A 17,716-nucleotide genomic window follows, 5' to 3' on the forward strand; every position below is an offset into this window, starting at 1 on the left:
AAGAAAAAGCCGTGCCGCATGTTTTCACATGGGGCACGGCTAAAATTCTTGGGGTGGCTGATGGGGCTCGAACCCACGACAACAGGAATCACAATCCTGGACTCTACCAACTGAGCTACAGCCACCATTGATTTACTGCGAGCGACTTGCGATGTTTTGCAAGACAGCTGCGCATTATACAAAATTCATACGCGGCTGGCAAATCAAATAAACAAAGTTGAGAAAACTAGTCGCTTGATGCCAGTTTTCGTACTGCCTTATACGGCTGCTTCGGTCTTCAGCGCAGTGACGGGAGGATGCAAATTCAGCAAGTTTGCGAAGGCATGCACCAATGAACTTTGGCTGCCGGTTGTAAATGCCTGCAGTGAACCCGGCATATTCTCGAAGCGTTGCAGCCCGCGCTGTTGCAGCAATCTTTCCAATTGGCGCGATACGGCCTCGCCGGTATCGATGATCGTCACCGGGACCTTGCTCTCGCGCTGAACTATGGCTTCAATTAAAGGCTGGACAAAAGGGTAGTGGGTACAGCCCAGCGCCAGCGTATCCGCACCGCCACGCAGCAAGGGCGTTACGTAACGCTCCAGCATCGCAGCAGTTTCCGGCGATGACAGCTCGCCTTTTTCAATTTGATCTACCAAGCCTATGCAAGCCTGCGTCAGAAAAGTGACGCCGGTGGTTTCGGCAATCTGGTCGCGCAGAGCGATGAAGCGATGGCTGGCTAAAGTACTTGCCGTTGCCAGTACGCCGGCCTTGCCACTTTTACTGAATACCGCAGCCGGCTTCAGGCCTGGCTCTACGCCGACAACAATCAGATCGGGATATTGTTGACGCAATGCCGCGATCGCAGCGGCTGTCGCTGTATTGCAGGCGACGACGATGGCCTTGACCTTCTGTGTCATCAGGAAGCTGGCGATGGCCAAGGTGCGTTCGATGATTTCAGTATCGGATTTGCCGCCGTAAGGAGCGTAGCCAGAATCTGCAAAACACAGCAGATGCTCGGACGGCAGGCGCGCCTGAACGTGACGCAACACCGACAACGCACCGACACCGGAATCGAAAATGCCGATAGGCGCTTCAGCAGCAACAGGGTCGGGATAGGCGGAGAAGCTCAAGGTCGTGGTGCTGTTAAATGAATTATCAGGTGCGACACAATGTATCGATCAAACCGCCGCAACAGGAATTTCGTTCAGGCGGATTTTTTCGATTTTTTCTTTCCACTCTTTCGGTCCGGTGTTGTGGACTGAGGTGCCGGTGGAATCGACGGCGACGGTGACGGGCATATCCGTGACGTCGAATTCGTAAATCGCTTCCATCCCCAGATCGGCGAAGCCCACTACCTTGGCAGTCTTGATTGCCTTCGATACCAGATATGCTGCACCGCCTACGGCCATCAGATACGCGGATTGATGTTTCTTGATTGCTTCGATGGCAGTCGGGCCGCGTTCTGCTTTGCCGACCATGGAGATCAAACCGGTTTGCGCCAGCATCATCTCGGTAAATTTATCCATGCGGGTTGCGGTAGTCGGGCCGGCTGGGCCAACCACTTCATCACGGACTGGATCTACCGGGCCTACGTAATAAATAATGCGATTGGTGAAGTCGACCGGCAGTTTTTCACCCTTGGCCAGCATGTCTTGTATGCGTTTGTGTGCAGCATCGCGACCGGTCAGCATCTTGCCGTTCAACAGCAAGGTTTGGCCTGGCTTCCATGAAGCGACTTCTTCCTTGGTCAGCGTATTCAAGTCCACGCGTTTCGACAATTCTGTATTCGGCATCCAGTTCACATCAGGCCAATCGGACAAGGATGGCGGATCCAGATAAACCGGACCGGAGCCATCGAGTACGAAGTGTGCATGACGTGTCGCCGCGCAGTTAGGGATCATCGCCACCGGCTTCGATGCTGCGTGCGTAGGGTGCATCATGATCTTGACGTCGAGTACGGTCGTCAAACCGCCCAGACCCTGCGCGCCTATGCCGAGTGCATTGATCTTGTTGCACAACTCGATACGCAATTCTTCAGTCTTGTTTTGCGGGCCGCGTTGCTTCAGTTCGTACATGTCGACGTCTTCCATCAACACCTGTTTTGCCATCAGCATCGCGCGTTCTGCAGTGCCGCCGATGCCGATGCCCAGCATGCCGGGTGGGCACCAGCCTGCACCCATCAAAGGCACAGTTTGCATGACCCAATCGACCAGTGAATCGGATGGATTGAGCATGACGAATTTTGTTTTGTTTTCCGAACCGCCGCCTTTGGCTGCGACTTGCACGTCCACAGTATTGCCCGGCACTAGCTCCATGTGCACGACGGCTGGTGTGTTGTCTTTGGTGTTCTTGCGCTCGAAGTGCGGGTCGGCCACGATCGATGCGCGCAAGGTGTTGTCTGGATGGTTGTATGCGCGACGCACACCTTCATTCACTGCATCAGTGATCGAAGTTTTGCCGAAGCCTTCGAACTTCACTTCCATGCCGATTTTCAAAAAGACATTGACGATGCCGGTGTCCTGACAGATAGGCCGTTTGCCTTCCGCGCACATGCGCGAATTGGTCAGGATCTGCGCAATCGCATCCTTGGCCGCCGGACTTTGTTCTGCTTCGTATGCCCGCGCCAGATGCTGGATGTAATCCTGCGGATGGTAGTAGCTGATGTATTGCAAGGCAGCGGCAACGGATTCGATCAAATCGTCTTGTTTAATGATGGTCATGGCGGTATCGGCTGTGAACGTTAGTGGAAGATGGATTTAGTGAGTTGCTTCAGTGTGCTGCCTGATTCAGTGAGTTGGTTTCCGCCATGATGCGATCAGCGTAGGCAATCGCCAATGCGGAAATCAGGAAAACAATATGAATACCGGTTTGCGCGTACAGCGTCTTTGCATCGTAAGACGATGCATTGATAAATGTCTTCAGTAAATGAATGGACGAGATGCCGATGATTGCCGTCGCCAGTTTTACTTTCAGTACCGACGCGTTGACGTGCGATAACCATTCCGGTTGATCGGGATGGCTTTCCAGATTCATCCGCGAGACAAAGGTTTCGTAGCCGCCAACGATGACCATGATCAGCAGGTTCGAGATCATGACGACGTCGATCAAGCCAAGTACAACCAGCATGATGGTGGTTTCTGTCAACTTCTCTGCGCGCTGCGCGCCGGGTATGGTGACGACGTCCAGAATATGTTTCAGCGATTCAGCATTGCCGAAGATCGCGCCTATCAAATCCGATAATTCCACCCAGAAGTGAAATACGTAGACGCATTGCGCCAGAATCAGACCCAGATACAATGGCAACTGTAGCCAGCGCGTCATGAAGATAAAATTGGCCAGCGGATGTATACGTTTTTTTGATGCTGATTCGTCAGTATGGGAAATTGATTTCATTAGATGCGTTGGTGTAATAGATGACGAATGGAAGCTGCATTTTACACGCGCTCGTGTATTTTGCTGCGGTGCGGACCAAGGTAATGGCAACTTTCGACTCGAATTGCTTGGACTGGTTCCATAGGTGGTTTTACAGCTAGATTTGCAGTCAGATTGGTGTAAGGCTTCAGTAAGCGTAGAAGCATATTGTGAGTAACAAATAAAATCCGTAACGGAGGGGACAATGTCCAGCATCGAGAGCTTCAAACAAGAGGAGCGGGTATTCAATTCGCCCGCAGATTTCGTCAACAACGCTGCTATCAGCGGCATGGAAGCTTATCGTGCCTTGTGTGCGGAAGCGGCCGACGATTACGAAGGTTTCTGGGCGCGCCTTGCGCAGCAGAACATACACTGGACCAAGCCGTTCACCAAAAAACTGGATGAGTCCAATGCGCCTTTTTATAAATGGTTTGAAGACGGTGAGCTGAACGTCTCCTGGAATTGCCTGGATAGGCACCTGACCAACGGCAATGCTGACAAAGTCGCGATCATTTTTGAATCCGACGACGGCAAAGTGACACGCGCCACTTATAAAGAACTGTACGAGTACGTTTGCAAATTCGCCAACGGCCTCAAATCGCTGGATATCAAAAAAGGCGATCGCGTCATCATCTATATGCCGATGTCGATAGAAGGCGTCGCTGCAATGCAAGCCTGCGCACGCATAGGCGCGACGCACTCGGTCGTGTTCGGCGGCTTCTCTGCCAAGTCGCTGCAGGAACGTATTATCGATGCTGGTGCAGTTGCAGTACTGACTTCCGACTATCAGGTGCGCGGCGGCAAAAATCTCCCCTTGAAAGCCATCGTCGATGAAGCACTGGCGATGGGCGGTTGCGATACCATCCGCAACGTTGTTGTGTATCGACGCACAGGCGGCGACATCAACTTCGTCAAAGGCCGCGATACCTGGTTGCACGAGCTCGTTGAAAAACAAGCGACAGTATGCGAACCGGTCGCCGTCGGTGCCGAACATCCACTCTTCATCCTTTACACATCGGGCTCCACCGGCAAACCAAAAGGCGTGCAGCATTCATCCGCCGGTTATCTGCTGTGGGCGATGCTGACGATGAAATGGGTGTTTGACATCAAGCCGAACGATGTCTACTGGTGTACTGCCGACATCGGCTGGATCACCGGCCACACCTATGTCACCTACGGCCCGCTCGCCGTTGGCGCAACGCAGATCGTGTTTGAAGGCGTACCGATGTTCCCGAACGCTGGTCGCTTCTGGGACATGGTGCAAAAGCACAAGGTTTCCATCTTCTATACCGCACCGACTGCGATCCGTTCTTTGATCAAGGCGGCAGAAGCCGATCCATCCGTACATCCAGGCAAATACGATCTCAGCAGCTTGCGCCTGCTCGGCTCGGTTGGCGAACCTATCAATCCGGAAGCATGGATGTGGTACTACAAAAATATCGGCGGCGAGCGTTGCCCGATTGCCGACACCTTCTGGCAAACGGAAACCGGCGGCCACGTGATTTCGCCATTGCCGGGTGCAACGCCTATGGTGCCGGGTTCCTGTACTTTGCCGCTGCCAGGCATTACCGCAGCGGTCGTCGATGATGGTGGCCACGATTTGCCGAATGGCAAAGGCGGCTTGCTTGTCATCAAGCGCCCATGGCCATCGATGATCCGCAATATCTGGAACGATCCGGAGCGCTTCCAAAAGAGTTACTTCCCGCCAGAACTGGGCGGCACAACTTACCTCGCAGGTGATGGTGCGATCCGCAATGAAGAAACCGGTTACTTCACCATCACCGGCCGTATCGATGACGTGTTGAATATCTCCGGCCATCGCATGGGCACGGCAGAAATCGAATCCGCACTGGTCGCCAATCCTATCGTGGCCGAAGCTGCAGTTGTCGGCAAACCGGATGAAACGACAGGCGAATCGATTTGTGCCTTCGTCGTTCTCAAGCGCAGCCGTCCGGAAGGGGATGACGCCAAACAGCTCGCCAAGGAATTGCGCGACTGGGTAGCAAAAGAAATCGGCCCGATCGCCAAGCCGAAAGAAATCCGCTTTGGCGACAACTTGCCTAAGACCCGCTCCGGCAAGATCATGCGTCGGCTGTTGCGCGTGCTCGCCAAGGATGAAGACATCACGCAAGATATCTCCACCCTGGAGAATCCGGCAATTCTGGAGCAGCTCAAGCAGGCACAATAAATTATCGTGGATTCAACAAAAGCCGTCGCAGTAGCCTGCTCCGACGGCTTTTTTACGTCCTTTGTATAATGACAGAGCGGGAAAACCGGCCTATTCGGAGAAATTTTTGCTATAATCGGCGACTTCGCTAAAAAGCAGCACTGCGAAGAACAAATTCAGGAGAGATGGATGAGTGGTTTAAGTCGCACGCCTGGAAAGCGTGTGTAGGTTCATAGCCTACCGGGGGTTCGAATCCCCCTTTCTCCGCCAAAATACAAAAGCCCGCGCAAGCGGGCTTTTTGTTTTTCGGCCGAGAAAAGTAAGCCGCCTGCGCGGCTTACGCGGGGATTCGAAGGGAATCGCTTGCAAGCGATTCCGCGGCCTGCGGAACGTAGGCGAATCCATTTTCTCTGCCAGAATAGTCAAAGTGTTTCGATCACAAATATTTGGGAATAGCCTCGGTGTTTCTTTTTAAAGTTCTCTTTTATTAAAGATATGCGGTGTGTATTTGTAAATATATCTTTTTGACCTTTTTTATTGACTCCGAGAGTCTCTGTAACCGAGTCACTTTCTACTTTCGCGGCTTTTAATAAAGTTACACACAAATCCTGAAAATACTTTTCTGACTCCAATTTATTTGGAAACGTGTTCACGTTTAATTTGATCGTGAGTTTCTTTGCACAGTGCTCGTCGCCTTCTATGTAATAGGCAATGTTGTTCGGCAGAATATCATCGCTGCTTAGTTCCAGCATTGGTGAATTCGCAAACCATTTCTCGTCAAATTGTGGCCGGTAATTGCCCGCTACTAGGCCATCGTCGGAACAAAATAGTCTCGCTAGATAAGGACTCCAGCCATCTTCTCTAGCGACAACTGGTGGGTGAGCTTCAGCGTATTTTTTATCCTTCAGTGCTTGAATAGATTTCAATACTTGTGCTTTGCTCGTTAGTGAATCCTTATACAACTCATGTGTCCACAATTCGATGAGTTGTGTATCTAGCGCGAATGACGTTATTGCTTTTCGCTTTGCATACAGCTGCAATTTCTTGTCTGTGATACTGGAAGTAATTCGTGGCGCACCGGATTCGTATGCCATATAAATTTTTAGAAAATAAATAAATGGTAGATAGAGCAGAGACAGAAAAAGCGGTACTGTGAATTCGCGGAGATTCGCAATACTTGCAAAGGCGGTGAAATCGTTTATCGCTTGATACAAGCCATTTAATAGATAGAAACATCCTGCTGTTACTAGAACTGAAAAACTAATTTTGTGCGCAACTGCGTACTCCGGCTTTCGCTCTGTGAATACACTCAAAGCCGTGAACAACGCTAAGAATGGTACTAATAGAAGCTCGACAATCATCGGGAAGCTATACAACTCCATGATGAATGTGATTGCGACCGTAACTCGAAAGATGTCTCGCGTAGTTTTTTTAAAGTACGCATGATCTTCACTAATTCGACTTAAATTAAAGAAAGTTACGAAACCGAATGTCAGAGCCCACACTAAAGTAGTCTTTAAATTTTCCCAATTCCACAACCCTACTTCTTTAAGAATAGTCGTGCTTAAAATGATCCAAAGTCCGGCTAACAGCAATGAAGCTAGTACCTTTCCTTGGCATATTGCCCGTATTAATGGTGGAATCGAGCTACGTACGCTGGCGTTCAACATAACCCAAGTGGTAAAGACAGCCAACCAAATTAGCGTCGATAATTCTCGATTACTAAGATTCATTATTTTTAACAAAAGATAGATGTTTTTTCAGCGATGATTAGCCGCATTTAATTCGCCTTTGGCATTCGTTGTGTTTTTAGTATTCAGAAGATTTTCGACTATTGCTAATATTTCTGCGTTGGGAAAATGCATGGAACTTTTATGCAGTGTCTTTACTGGGCTTTGTCATACTCGTCCCAGCTAGAGAAACCAATAGGTCTTTTAGGCTGTTCAATATTTTCGCGCTTTAAAGCGACCAGCAATACGCTGATTTGTGTGACATGCTGAATTAACTCTACTTGCTGTCCATCCTCCGTTTTACCTCTGAACGACATTAGTGAGGGATTCCAGAAGCCGATATCATCAATATGAATAGTGATGGATTGTCCGAAATTTACTAATCTTGCACCTACTTCATGTTCGTCATCAAGCTGACGATGAAAGTCGTTGATCCATTGAATTAGCCGCCGATGAAACTCGTCTGCGAGATTGTGATCTTTTGGGGGCATCAAAGCCGAAAGGTTGATGTTTGGCTGGAAAAATTCTGTGTTCATTGTTTCTCCTAGTTGTAATTGTTGTCATCGCATTCTACCCAAGGTTTGCGGTTATCTTCGATAACTAGATCGCCAAACACACGCTCGTTTTTCTAGTTCTTGAAATAGCTTGCGCGAGTTGGTAAGAAATCCTAAAAAATGCTCGTTCTAGCGGGCATTTTTGTTTGTGCAAAGTAGCTTGGTTACGCCTGGTTACACACCCGCAACGTTCCAGCTGAACTTCACCCTTTTATCCCCGTCTTACAAATACCAGTTTCTTGAGCCGCATCAGGACTGCCCAAACCTCACACACCAGGATTTGATATGGCTAGCTCTTTCTTTGCACGCGCTGCGCTGCTTATCTGTCTGACGCTACCTGCTGCAAGCTGGGCGCGGGTGGATGTTTTCGTTTCATTTGCGCCGCCACCGCTACCGATTTATGTGCAGCCGCCGCTTCCCTATGAAGGCTATATCTGGTCGCCGGGTTATTGGGCGTACGAAGACGGCGACTATTATTGGGTGCCGGGCACATGGGTTCGCCCGCCTGCAATCGGTTTGTTCTGGACTCCGGGTTACTGGGCATGGAGTAATGGTGGATACATATTCCACCGTGGTTACTGGGGTCCTCGCGTCGGTTTTTACGGCGGCGTGAACTACGGTTATGGATATAACGGTTACGGTTATCAGGGTGGTTACTGGAATCGCGGCGCGTTCTATTACAACAAGTCGATCAACAATTTCGGTAACCGCCATGTTACGCGGGTTTACAACAAGACCGTCGTGAATAACACGACAGTTAATAACATCAGCTATAACGGCGGCAATGGCGGCGTGAACGCCAGACCTAGTTCGCGCGAGCAAAATTATGCACGCGAAAAACATATCGCACCGACTTCTGTACAGAGACAGCATGTGCAGGCCGCCATCGGCAACCGCGAACAACGCGCATCGGTTAATCAGGGCAGGCCGCCGATTGCTGCAACCGACCGGCCTGGTCAGTTCAAAGGTTCAGCAGTAGTACCTGCGCGTGCGGCGGGTGGCCCGTTGCCTGATCGATTACGTCAGAACGATGATAGGCGTTCGTATGACGGACGTCTGGACTCTGCGCAACCTTTGTCACGACCTTCCACGTCGCAGATCAATCCGCAGCGTGACAATGGACAGCAAGCGCGTCCGCAGTTTGATCGCCCACAGGATCAGTCACGTCCGCAACAACAACGCGACGAACAGGTGCGACAACAACGTGACCAATCGCAGCGCGAAGTTCAACGATCCCAGCAGCAACGTGAACAGCAGGTACAGCGCGAACAGCAGATGCAGCAACGGGAGCAACAAGGACAGCAACAACGCATGCAACAAGTGCAACGTGAACAGCAAGTTCAGCAGCAGCGTGCACAGCAAGCGGAGCGCTCACAAAAGATGCAGCAACAACGTGAACAACAGCAAGCACGTCAGGCGCAACCGCGACAGGAATCACAGCACGTGGAGCCTAGACAACGCGAGCAGCGCCGGTCTCAGGCCTACGAGCAGGACAAAGCACCGCAAAACGAGCCACGTCGTGAAAGAGGGCGCGATTAACGGGTGGTTTTTATCTCTTCAGCAGAAAAAATGCCTGTGCGCGCGGGCATTTTTTTGTGGTGGAGAAAGCAAATCAGGAGTTTGGTTTGCGGGGAGGATTTGAAGGGAATTGCTTGCAAGCGATTCCGCAGCTTGCTCAGCAGTTTTGGATGGTGTTGCTTATAGAGATGACTCGATTGTCATAAGGTTTTACTCGGCGACTCTTTCTGCCGGGAATGGAAATGCAGGTCAATTCCCACAAGAGAATATCTGCTTGTCTGATTTTTTGTTTTGATCCAGCAACGTAAGATCAACACACAATCATTCAAAGGAGACCGTCATGATGACGCAAGTCGATGCAGTGAAGCAACGCAACGCAGAATTAAAAGATCGTGCCGAACGCGAAACGATTGTTCATGAGACGGTGCCGGGCGAAGATCGTATTCAGTCCGAACAAACGAAAAAAGACAAAGCGTCAGTCAGTACGACGGATGAGGATACTAACTAACATCGGTCTCAAATAAAAAACCGCGTCTCCTTTAAAAGAGGCGCGGTTTTTTTATGTTTGCTTAAAAAACCATTCTTTATATGGTCCTCTTTTCTGATTTGTCAGGAAACTTTATAAACGTCGCTCGACTCGCTCAGTTTGAAAGTGCCATCGCTTTGCTTGACTGCGGTGCGATCGGTGTCTTTAACGCGATAGCCGTTGAAGCTGCGCGGGAGGTGGGTGAAGCCGTAATCGAGATAGGTGATGCCTGGCACGAGATGTTGCAGAGTAACGGATTTGCCAGCGGCGTTCTTGACGTTGATTACTTCTGTAATTTTCATGAGATCTCCTGGTGGTTGTGACGTTGCAGTCATGCAAGGAGGAGCGATGCACAGACCGCGTTTCTACTTATACCACCAGTCGGAACCATGAGTTTGCGATTGCCTGATTATCGTGAGCCTCCCATGACTGCTTCATCAAGAAGCTGGCGGCTAGGCTAATTGCTGTTGTCATAATTATTGTTAAAGCGGCCGCCTTTGTTATCCGGCGTCTTGTATCCGTCACGGAATTTATCATCTGATTGGCGCTGGCGATTTGGGCTGCTATTCCAGTTGGGATTGGAGTTGGCGCGATCCGGTTTTCCATCTTTGTTGCGATCGTATTCTCTGCTATCAGGTATGCCGTTGCGGTTGCGATCTTGCTCACGCTGATCGGGAACGCCATTATGATTACGGTCAACTTCTCTGCTGTCCGGTATCCCATTGCGATTGCGGTCGACTTCGCGATTGTCGGGGATGCCGTTACGGTTTCTATCGGCTTCACGATTGTCAGGAATTCCATTACGGTTCCTATCGATTTCACGATTGTCAGGAATGCCGTTTCTATTACGATCGATTTCGCGGTTATCCGGAATGCCGTTGTGGTTGCGATCGTAATTGGGGTAGTAGGGCACTTCTTCGCGATACCAGGTTGTGCCGCCGTAGGAAGTCCCGTAGCTGCGTTGTTCAATGTAGGTGCCGCCCTGATTGCGATAGCCGTAACCATCGTCCACAGCGCAGCCTGTGAGTGCGCATGCGGTTGCGATGATGCTTGCGGTCAGCTTTTTCATTTTGTATGTCGTCATGGATGATGGACTGCGTAAAATTCTGGAGTGATGCACTAAATTTTTGACTCAATGCAGCTTGCTTTTTGCTATCTGTAATTCCTGCAATTGCTTGACCGTTTCCAGTATCTGCGCGAGTTCGTTCTCTGCATCGGACTGGATCAGTTCCTTCTCGTCGATATTGAGCTGGTTGTCGATGACGACCATTTCCACCCGGAAGATGTGTGGGTATTTATCCGTGATGGCTTGCAGCAGCACATCCAGCTTTTTGCGACCCAAGGCTTCCTTGATGCGCGCAGCGAGGAATAGTCTGACGATGGTGAGGCTATTGTCTTCGCTTAATTCCTGAATGGCGAGCGCTTCGCGGTGCAGCCATTCAGAGAATTGATCTGCAGTGACAAAGCTCGGTACGGTTAAAACGGAAACGTGAAACTGTACGTTCAGGTTGTCCATTATTTTCCCCTTGTTACTTGTCATTTGCGATCCTGCGAAGCTTTGATGCTTTCAGTTTATACGCGCGGATCGAGTTTGGGGAAGAGGGTTACATCCTTTTACTTTACGAGTACGGCAGAGAGTTTTTCCATCACGCGGGTGACATCTTCTGCCGTCGCAAAACCGATGCGTGGCCAGTTCTGAACCTTGTTGGTTTCAGTTGGTTTGCCGGTCAGGTATTTGCATTCATCCAGCAAGCTGGTCAGTGCTGCAGGTGTGATGCGGTATGCGGAGGCAAGCGGATGCACGTTGAAGGCGATCTCTGCTTCGTTGCCGGGCGCGAGTTCTGTGTGATAAATCGTGATGGTGCCGTTGCGCAGGAAGCGTGCGCCACCTTTATTGACTAGCGGACGTGGGGTGCCGAAGAGATTTTTCAATGCGGTGAGTGCTTGGTTGTATACGGCGTTTTCCATCTTGTGATCCATTCAAATGTGTTGAGCTGCTTATGGTCGATATTGTAGCTCTCGTGCGTGAAGCTCATGGGGCTGTTTCAGTTTTGATTTAAAAGTGCCGTTACAGGTGAATAAGCGAATGATCAAATTGCAGAAACGCACGTTGGCAAATGGCGATGGAATAGCGGCAATTGCGCAGGATGGGCTCGATGAAGTGGAGAATTGCGACAATTTGTTAACTATAAAATAATATTTTTGAAAAAAATATTTATGCGAAATTCTCTGATAGAGAAAATTTCCAGTGTTGACGAAATATTATTTTATCCATTTATAAGGGTACTTTTCTCCCATGAATATGGGAGAAAAAATAGTGCAATTGGCATCTCTGCTATGTCAGGTTCTCCCTATGACAACAAAGGAAAAATGCATATATTTTTCATGACACATTTTTTTGCAAATAGATGTAGCTCCTAACAATTTTTTTACACTAGAATCATTTAAAACGTAGCCGTGCGGCAAGGTAGACACCGCGATTTTGGCAGCAAAAATATTTAGTTTTGTAGTGGTTCCATTTCCTAAGAATATGTTCTGGATAACGTGCCTAGCGTTACTCAGGGAAAAATAAGCCGACAAGTATGGAAATGTCTGAGGATTCCAGATCAGAGTACATGATCAAGAAAGAGTGGTTGACGAAGCTCGGCCTGGGGCTAGCCTTGTTCCTGCTCGTGCTGATTTCTTTCGTGACTTTTAATAGCGTCGATCAGTTTGAAAATAGTTCAAAGCTGGTTGACCACACACATCTTGTTATCAAGCAAATCAATCAGATCGTGTCTGATGTGAAGGATGCGGAGTCCGCACAACGGGGTTATCTGATTACTTCCGAAGAATCGTTTCTGCAAGCACATCACGATGTGGTTGTCGAATTGCCGATAGAGATTAGCACGCTGAAATATCTGACGAGGGACAACCCCGAACAGCAGAAGACAATTAGTACCCTTGAAGAGTTAATCGACAAACGCATGCGGACCTTGCGTTTGGGTATCGATATGTTGGCGGATCGTGGTGCGATCAGTGGCCAGGAAGTGAGTGATCTTGTGGGGGGCAGTGGCAAGCAGGCGATGTCGCAATTGCGAGGACATGCTGATTACATGATCGCCGTCGAAGATAAATTATTGGGTGAGCGGGCTCGACTAGTGGAAACCAAGGCTAGCTCAACCAAACTGTGGATTTTGTTTGGTAATTTTGTGGCGATGGTGCTGCTGCTTTCTGCGCTTTTTTTGATTTTGCTGGAAATCAAACACCGCAAAGATGCGCAACGATCAATAGAAAGAACGGCAGCGCAGTTGGAACTTACGAACAAGGAACTGGAGAGCTTCAGCTATTCCGTTTCACATGATTTGCGTTCACCGTTACGTGCGATTGATGGTTATTCGCGGATGTTTGAAGAAGACTTCGCTGATCGTCTGGATGATGAAGGACGCCGCTTGCTGTCAGTCATTCGTGTCAGCAGCAAGAAGATGGGGCAGTTGATTGATGATTTGCTGGCTTTTTCACGCATGGGACGCAAGCCGGTCGATACGTCGAAGGTTGACATGAACGCCTTGGTCGATGAAGTCTGGTCAGAAGTCTGCGCCAGCTCCAGAACTTCATTGCCACTGAAGAAATCAAATTTGCCTGCAGCGTGGGGCGATCGTGCTTTGTTGCGGCAAGTGTTGATGAATTTGCTGGCGAATGCAGTGAAATACAGCAGCAAAAAGTCTGAACAGCTGATCGAGATTACGGCGAAGCAAGGCGAACACGAAGTTGTATATAGCGTGCGCGACAACGGTGTCGGTTTTGATATGCGTTTCTATAACAAGCTGTTCGGTGTCTTTCAGCGATTGCATACAGAACATGAATTTCCTGGAACAGGTGTCGGGTTGGCCATTGCGCAGCGTGTCATTGTGCGCCATGGTGGACGGATCTGGGCCGAGAGCAAACCGGACGAATATACGATTTTTAATTTCAGCTTACCTAAAGAGGCCACCGCATGAACGACGATATGCAACCAGTGCATATTCTGCTTGCAGAAGATACGCCCACCGATGCCGAAATGACTTTACGTGCGCTCAAGAAGGTGGGCCTCGTCAACAATATTACCTGGGTCAAGGATGGACAGGAAGCGCTGGATTATATTTTTCGTGGTGGCGATTTTACGGATCGGATCACGTCTGATCCGACCTTGATCATGCTCGATCTGAAAATGCCCAAGGTGAATGGACTTGAAGTCTTGAAGATGATCAAGACCACGGATACGACCAAGCTCATTCCAGTGATCATGCTGACGTCCAGCGCAGAAGAACCGGACATCGTGCGTTGCTATGAACAGGGCGTGAATAGTTACATCGTCAAGCCGGTTGAGTCGGACAAGTTTTTTGAAGAAGTTTCAAAGGCGGGTTTCTATTGGGCGATCCTGAATAGAATTCCCGGAGCACGATAATCGCAATCTGATGTCGAGACAGACTCATGATTAAAATCCTCATGGTGGAAGATACGCCGACCGATGCTGAACTCGCTTTACGCGAGTTGAAGCGGGGCGGCATTCAACATCAGGCAAGACGGGTTGAAACCGAGAAAGAGCTGCGGCATGAGCTACTCGACTTCAAGCCGGATGTTGTTTTGTCGGATTTTTCCATGCCGCATTTTGACGGCTTGTCCGCGCTCAAGGTTGTGCGTCAGGAGCAACCCGACCTACCATTTATTTTTGTCTCCGGTCGTATAGGCGAAGAGCTTGCTATCGAATCCCTGAAACTGGGCGCAAGCGATTACGTCATCAAGACCAATTTGTCACGCCTGCCGAGCGCGGTTGCACGTGCGATGGAACATGTGGAACAAAGAGATGCGCGGCGCCGCATAGAGACAGAACTGATGGAAAGCAATTTGATGTTCCGCACTTTCATGGAGAATTTGCCGGGTGCAGCCTTCATCAAGGATAAGGATGGTCGCTATCTGTACGGGAATCACGGCCTGGACAAGGCATTCAACGTTGAGAAGGGCTATTCCATCGGCAAGCTCGATACTGAACTGGTGCCGGTTCAAGTTGCGCATAAATTGCGTGAGATGGAAACGCGAGTAACGAACGCCGGCAGTGCTTTGCAGGAAATTGAAGCGATGTCGATGCCGTCGGGCGTGACATATTGGCTATCGACGAAATTTCCGCTGGTGGGCGAAAACAGTAATTCACGACATATCGGCGGCATCGCGATCGAAATAACAGAGCGTATGAAGGTCGAACAAGACTTGTTGTTGCGTACGCGCGCGATCGAGGCTTGCGTTAATCCCATCGTGATCGTTGATACCGCAGCGCCGGGTATGCCGATGATCTATGTCAACGGTGCGTTTGAAACAATCACCGGCTATACAAGTGAAGAGGCGATAGGCCGTAATTGCCGTTTCCTGCAAGGTACGGATACCGACCAGCCCGAGCTCGGTAAATTACGCGCGGCGATACGTGAACAGCGTCCCGCATCTGTCTTGCTGCGTAATTATCACAAAGACGGCAGCATGTTCCTGAACGAACTGTACATCGCACCTGTTAGTGAAACGATAGATGGCAGCGGCGCAGGACATTTTGTCGGTGTGCTGTATGACGTCACGCAGATCAAGCGTTATCAGGAAGATCTGGAGCATCAAGCCAATTACGATACGCTGACTGGCCTTGCCAATCGCAACCTGCTTAACGAACGTACGCAGCAGGCGTTGATACACGCGCGTCGTCATGATCAATTCCTCAGTCTGGTGTTTATCGATCTGGATAATTTCAAGCTCGTCAATGACAGCATGGGACATGGCGCTGGGGATGAATTGATTGCCAATGTCGGCGCGCGTTTGCAAACCTGCATACGTGACGGCGACACTGTCGCGCGTATTGGCGGCGATGAGTTCGTGCTGCTGCTGACGAATCAGAATCCAGGCGACAGCAATTTGACGGTGATGCAGCGCATTCAACAAGAGTTGACCAAGCCGATGTTGATTCGCAGCCAGGAGCTTGTGGTGACGTGCAGTATGGGTATTGCGCGCTTCCCGGAAGATGGCGAGGATTCGGAATCTTTGCTGGCGAATGCCGATGCAGCGATGTACCGAGCCAAATCAAATGGCCGCAATAATTTCCAGTTCTATACGAAGGAAATGAATGCAACGACTGGCGAGCGACTGTCGCTGGAAAATGACTTGTGGCACGCAATGGCGAATGATGAACTGTTCCTTGTTTATCAGCCACAAATCGATTTCCGTGATGGTTCCGTGGTTGGGATGGAAGCCCTGATTCGTTGGCAGCATCCGAAGCGCGGACTGATCTCGCCTATGGATTTTATTCCGATGGCAGAATGCAATGGCTTGATTATTCCGATTGGTATCTGGGTTATGGAAACCGCCTGCAAACATAATCTGCAATTGCAGAAAGAAGGTTTGCCGCCGATACGCGTGGCGGTCAATTTGTCTGCGCGCCAGATTGGCGAGAGGAATTTTGTTCAAACCGTCAAGGATGTGATCGATGCTACCGGACTCGACCCTTCCTATCTGGAACTTGAAGTCACCGAAAGTATGGTGATGCATAACATCCAGGAAGTCGTGGTGATTCTGAACAGCTTGAACGAGATGGGCATTCAATTGTCGCTGGATGATTTTGGTACTGGCTTCTCCAGCCTGGCTTATCTGAAACGTTTTCCTATCGATCGCTTGAAGATTGATCAATCCTTTATCTTCCATTGCGATAGCGATCCGGGCGATGCGATCATTTCGCAAACCATCATTGCACTGGCACACGGACTGAAGATCAAGGTCATTGCCGAAGGCATAGAAAAACCGGAGCATTTTGCCTTCCTGAAAGAAAATGGCTGTGATGAAGGACAGGGTTATTTCATCAGTCGACCACTTGCATTCAAGGACTTGCGTAAGCTATTGATTAGCAGACAAAACCTTCATTAGTCTCCTTCCTGCCCCTTCGCCAGAAGTGAGGCATCTCCTTGCGATAAATAGCTTTTTTGTGTTCATTACAGAAGCTGTAATAAAATACGGACTTGCAAGATGTAAGGGAGTATTTGCTTGAGAATGCCGGCACGCGCCGGCTTTTATTTGGGCGTTCCCTACCCATGCAAGCCATCTTGGCAGTAGATTTGTCTGTCGATGTGTTGTATAACTTCGACCACCGCGCCGGGCTGGATTTTTTTGCATATAGAGCCCGAACCATCAATAGCTAAGCAATCAGCGACTAACTCAAGTACTCATTTAAATTCGTGAATATTTATATCTGTGGGCAAAAGCACTTCGGTGCAGAAGTTTTTTCCTTGTTGTCGAATGCCGGACACACCATTGTCGGCGTCTCCGCACCAGCCTTGAACGGCGATGGTGGTGACGATCGTTTGAAAGCAGTGGCAGAAGCCGCTGGCGTCAAATGGATGAAGTCGGGTTTGCTGAATGAGAACACCATTCCGGACAACGTCGATCTGATCGTTGCGGCGCATTCGCACGATTTCATTCGTGAGCCGACGCGTGCAAAAACGACGCATGGTGCAATCGGTTACCACCCTTCGTTGTTGCCGCTTCATCGTGGCAAGGACGCGGTTATCTGGACGATCCGCATGGGCGATAAAGTCACTGGTGGCAGTGTCTACTGGTTGAATGAAGAGATGGATGGCGGCCCGATTGCAGCGCAGGAACATGTATTTGTAATGCCTGACGATACGCCGGAAACGCTGTGGAAGCGTGACTTGGCGCCGTTGGGTATTCGTCTGTTATGTGATGTCTGTAACGACATCGCACACGGCAAGATCGTCAAGCAAGTGCAGGATGAAAGCATTGCGACGACCGAACCGTCGATCAAGAAGTAATTCTGCAATAAAGA

At 49.7% G+C, this 17,716-nt stretch carries 16 protein-coding genes and 2 tRNA genes; 8 read left to right on the forward strand and 10 right to left on the reverse strand.

Annotated features, from left to right (window positions below; translation table 11 throughout):
• Positions 1-49: 49 nt before the first annotated feature.
• The 4 genes from Hfont_RS08240 to Hfont_RS08255 all read right to left on the reverse strand — a co-directional run bounded on the left by Hfont_RS08240 (position 50) and on the right by Hfont_RS08255 (position 3,375).
• Positions 50-125: transfer RNA gene (locus Hfont_RS08240), tRNA-His, on the reverse strand.
• A 132-nt stretch (positions 126-257) separates the two neighbouring features.
• Positions 258-1,112 carry a glutamate racemase gene (gene murI, locus Hfont_RS08245; protein ID WP_112991920.1) on the reverse strand — a complete coding sequence of 285 codons (855 nt, stop codon included), beginning with the start codon at positions 1,110-1,112 and terminating at the stop codon, positions 258-260.
• A gap of 48 nt (positions 1,113-1,160) precedes the next feature.
• Positions 1,161-2,702, reverse strand: a complete 1,542-nt coding sequence (locus tag Hfont_RS08250) for a fumarate hydratase (protein WP_112991921.1) — start codon at positions 2,700-2,702, stop codon at positions 1,161-1,163.
• 49 nt (positions 2,703-2,751) lie between these two features.
• Complete coding sequence (locus Hfont_RS08255; protein WP_112991922.1) at positions 2,752-3,375, reverse strand: YqhA family protein; 624 nt, start codon at positions 3,373-3,375, stop codon at positions 2,752-2,754.
• 223 nt (positions 3,376-3,598) lie between these two features.
• Here Hfont_RS08255 and acs point away from each other — a divergent pair, with 223 nt between their 5' ends.
• Positions 3,599-5,581, forward strand: a complete 1,983-nt coding sequence (gene acs, locus Hfont_RS08260) for an acetate--CoA ligase (RefSeq protein ID WP_112991923.1) — start codon at positions 3,599-3,601, stop codon at positions 5,579-5,581.
• 158 nt (positions 5,582-5,739) lie between these two features.
• Positions 5,740-5,830 (forward strand) — tRNA-Ser (locus Hfont_RS08265).
• Positions 5,831-5,982: 152 nt separating this feature from the next.
• Here Hfont_RS08265 and Hfont_RS08270 read toward each other — a convergent pair.
• Entirely contained in the window at positions 5,983-7,293 is a 1,311-nt protein-coding gene (locus Hfont_RS08270; protein ID WP_112991924.1) for a hypothetical protein, read from the reverse strand.
• Between the two features lie 152 nt (positions 7,294-7,445).
• On the reverse strand, positions 7,446-7,826 hold the full coding sequence (locus tag Hfont_RS08275) for a DUF6173 family protein (RefSeq protein WP_112991925.1): 381 nt from the start codon (positions 7,824-7,826) through the stop codon (positions 7,446-7,448).
• 303 nt (positions 7,827-8,129) lie between these two features.
• On the opposite strand from Hfont_RS08275, the gene Hfont_RS08280 reads away from it, so the two are divergent.
• Together Hfont_RS08280 and Hfont_RS15080 are read left to right on the forward strand one after the other, a co-directional pair.
• Positions 8,130-9,383 carry a YXWGXW repeat-containing protein gene (locus Hfont_RS08280; protein WP_112991926.1) on the forward strand — a complete coding sequence of 418 codons (1,254 nt, stop codon included), beginning with the start codon at positions 8,130-8,132 and terminating at the stop codon, positions 9,381-9,383.
• A 319-nt stretch (positions 9,384-9,702) separates the two neighbouring features.
• Positions 9,703-9,870 carry a hypothetical protein gene (locus tag Hfont_RS15080; protein ID WP_162845893.1) on the forward strand — a complete coding sequence of 56 codons (168 nt, stop codon included), beginning with the start codon at positions 9,703-9,705 and terminating at the stop codon, positions 9,868-9,870.
• A 101-nt stretch (positions 9,871-9,971) separates the two neighbouring features.
• Here the strand turns inward: Hfont_RS15080 and Hfont_RS08285 are convergent, their stop codons facing one another.
• The 4 genes from Hfont_RS08285 to Hfont_RS08300 all read right to left on the reverse strand — a co-directional run bounded on the left by Hfont_RS08285 (position 9,972) and on the right by Hfont_RS08300 (position 11,856).
• Entirely contained in the window at positions 9,972-10,190 is a 219-nt protein-coding gene (locus Hfont_RS08285; protein WP_112991927.1) for a hypothetical protein, read from the reverse strand.
• A gap of 155 nt (positions 10,191-10,345) precedes the next feature.
• Entirely contained in the window at positions 10,346-10,972 is a 627-nt protein-coding gene (locus Hfont_RS08290) for a hypothetical protein (protein WP_112991928.1), read from the reverse strand.
• 48 nt (positions 10,973-11,020) lie between these two features.
• Positions 11,021-11,428, reverse strand: coding sequence for a hypothetical protein (locus Hfont_RS08295; protein WP_241523051.1), 408 nt, complete (start codon positions 11,426-11,428; stop codon positions 11,021-11,023).
• Between the two features lie 74 nt (positions 11,429-11,502).
• Positions 11,503-11,856, reverse strand: coding sequence for a hypothetical protein (locus tag Hfont_RS08300; RefSeq protein ID WP_112992415.1), 354 nt, complete (start codon positions 11,854-11,856; stop codon positions 11,503-11,505).
• Positions 11,857-12,470: 614 nt separating this feature from the next.
• On the opposite strand from Hfont_RS08300, the gene Hfont_RS08305 reads away from it, so the two are divergent.
• From Hfont_RS08305 to Hfont_RS08320, 4 genes are all read left to right on the forward strand, one after another.
• A complete protein-coding gene (locus Hfont_RS08305; protein WP_241523052.1) occupies positions 12,471-13,868 on the forward strand; it encodes a sensor histidine kinase in 1,398 nt (465 codons plus the stop codon).
• Positions 13,865-14,314: a response regulator gene (locus tag Hfont_RS08310; RefSeq protein WP_112991930.1), complete on the forward strand. Its 450-nt coding sequence runs from the start codon at positions 13,865-13,867 to the stop codon at positions 14,312-14,314. The genes Hfont_RS08305 and Hfont_RS08310 overlap by 4 nt, the downstream gene beginning before the upstream one ends.
• A 26-nt stretch (positions 14,315-14,340) precedes the next feature.
• Positions 14,341-16,800, forward strand: coding sequence for an EAL domain-containing protein (locus Hfont_RS08315; protein WP_112991931.1), 2,460 nt, complete (start codon positions 14,341-14,343; stop codon positions 16,798-16,800).
• Between the two features lie 308 nt (positions 16,801-17,108).
• Positions 17,109-17,702: a formyltransferase family protein gene (locus Hfont_RS08320; protein ID WP_112991932.1), complete on the forward strand. Its 594-nt coding sequence runs from the start codon at positions 17,109-17,111 to the stop codon at positions 17,700-17,702.
• Positions 17,703-17,716 lie beyond the last annotated feature (14 nt).

Source organism: Herminiimonas fonticola (assembly GCF_003293745.1).
Lineage (GTDB): Bacteria > Pseudomonadota > Gammaproteobacteria > Burkholderiales > Burkholderiaceae_D > Oxalicibacterium > Oxalicibacterium fonticola.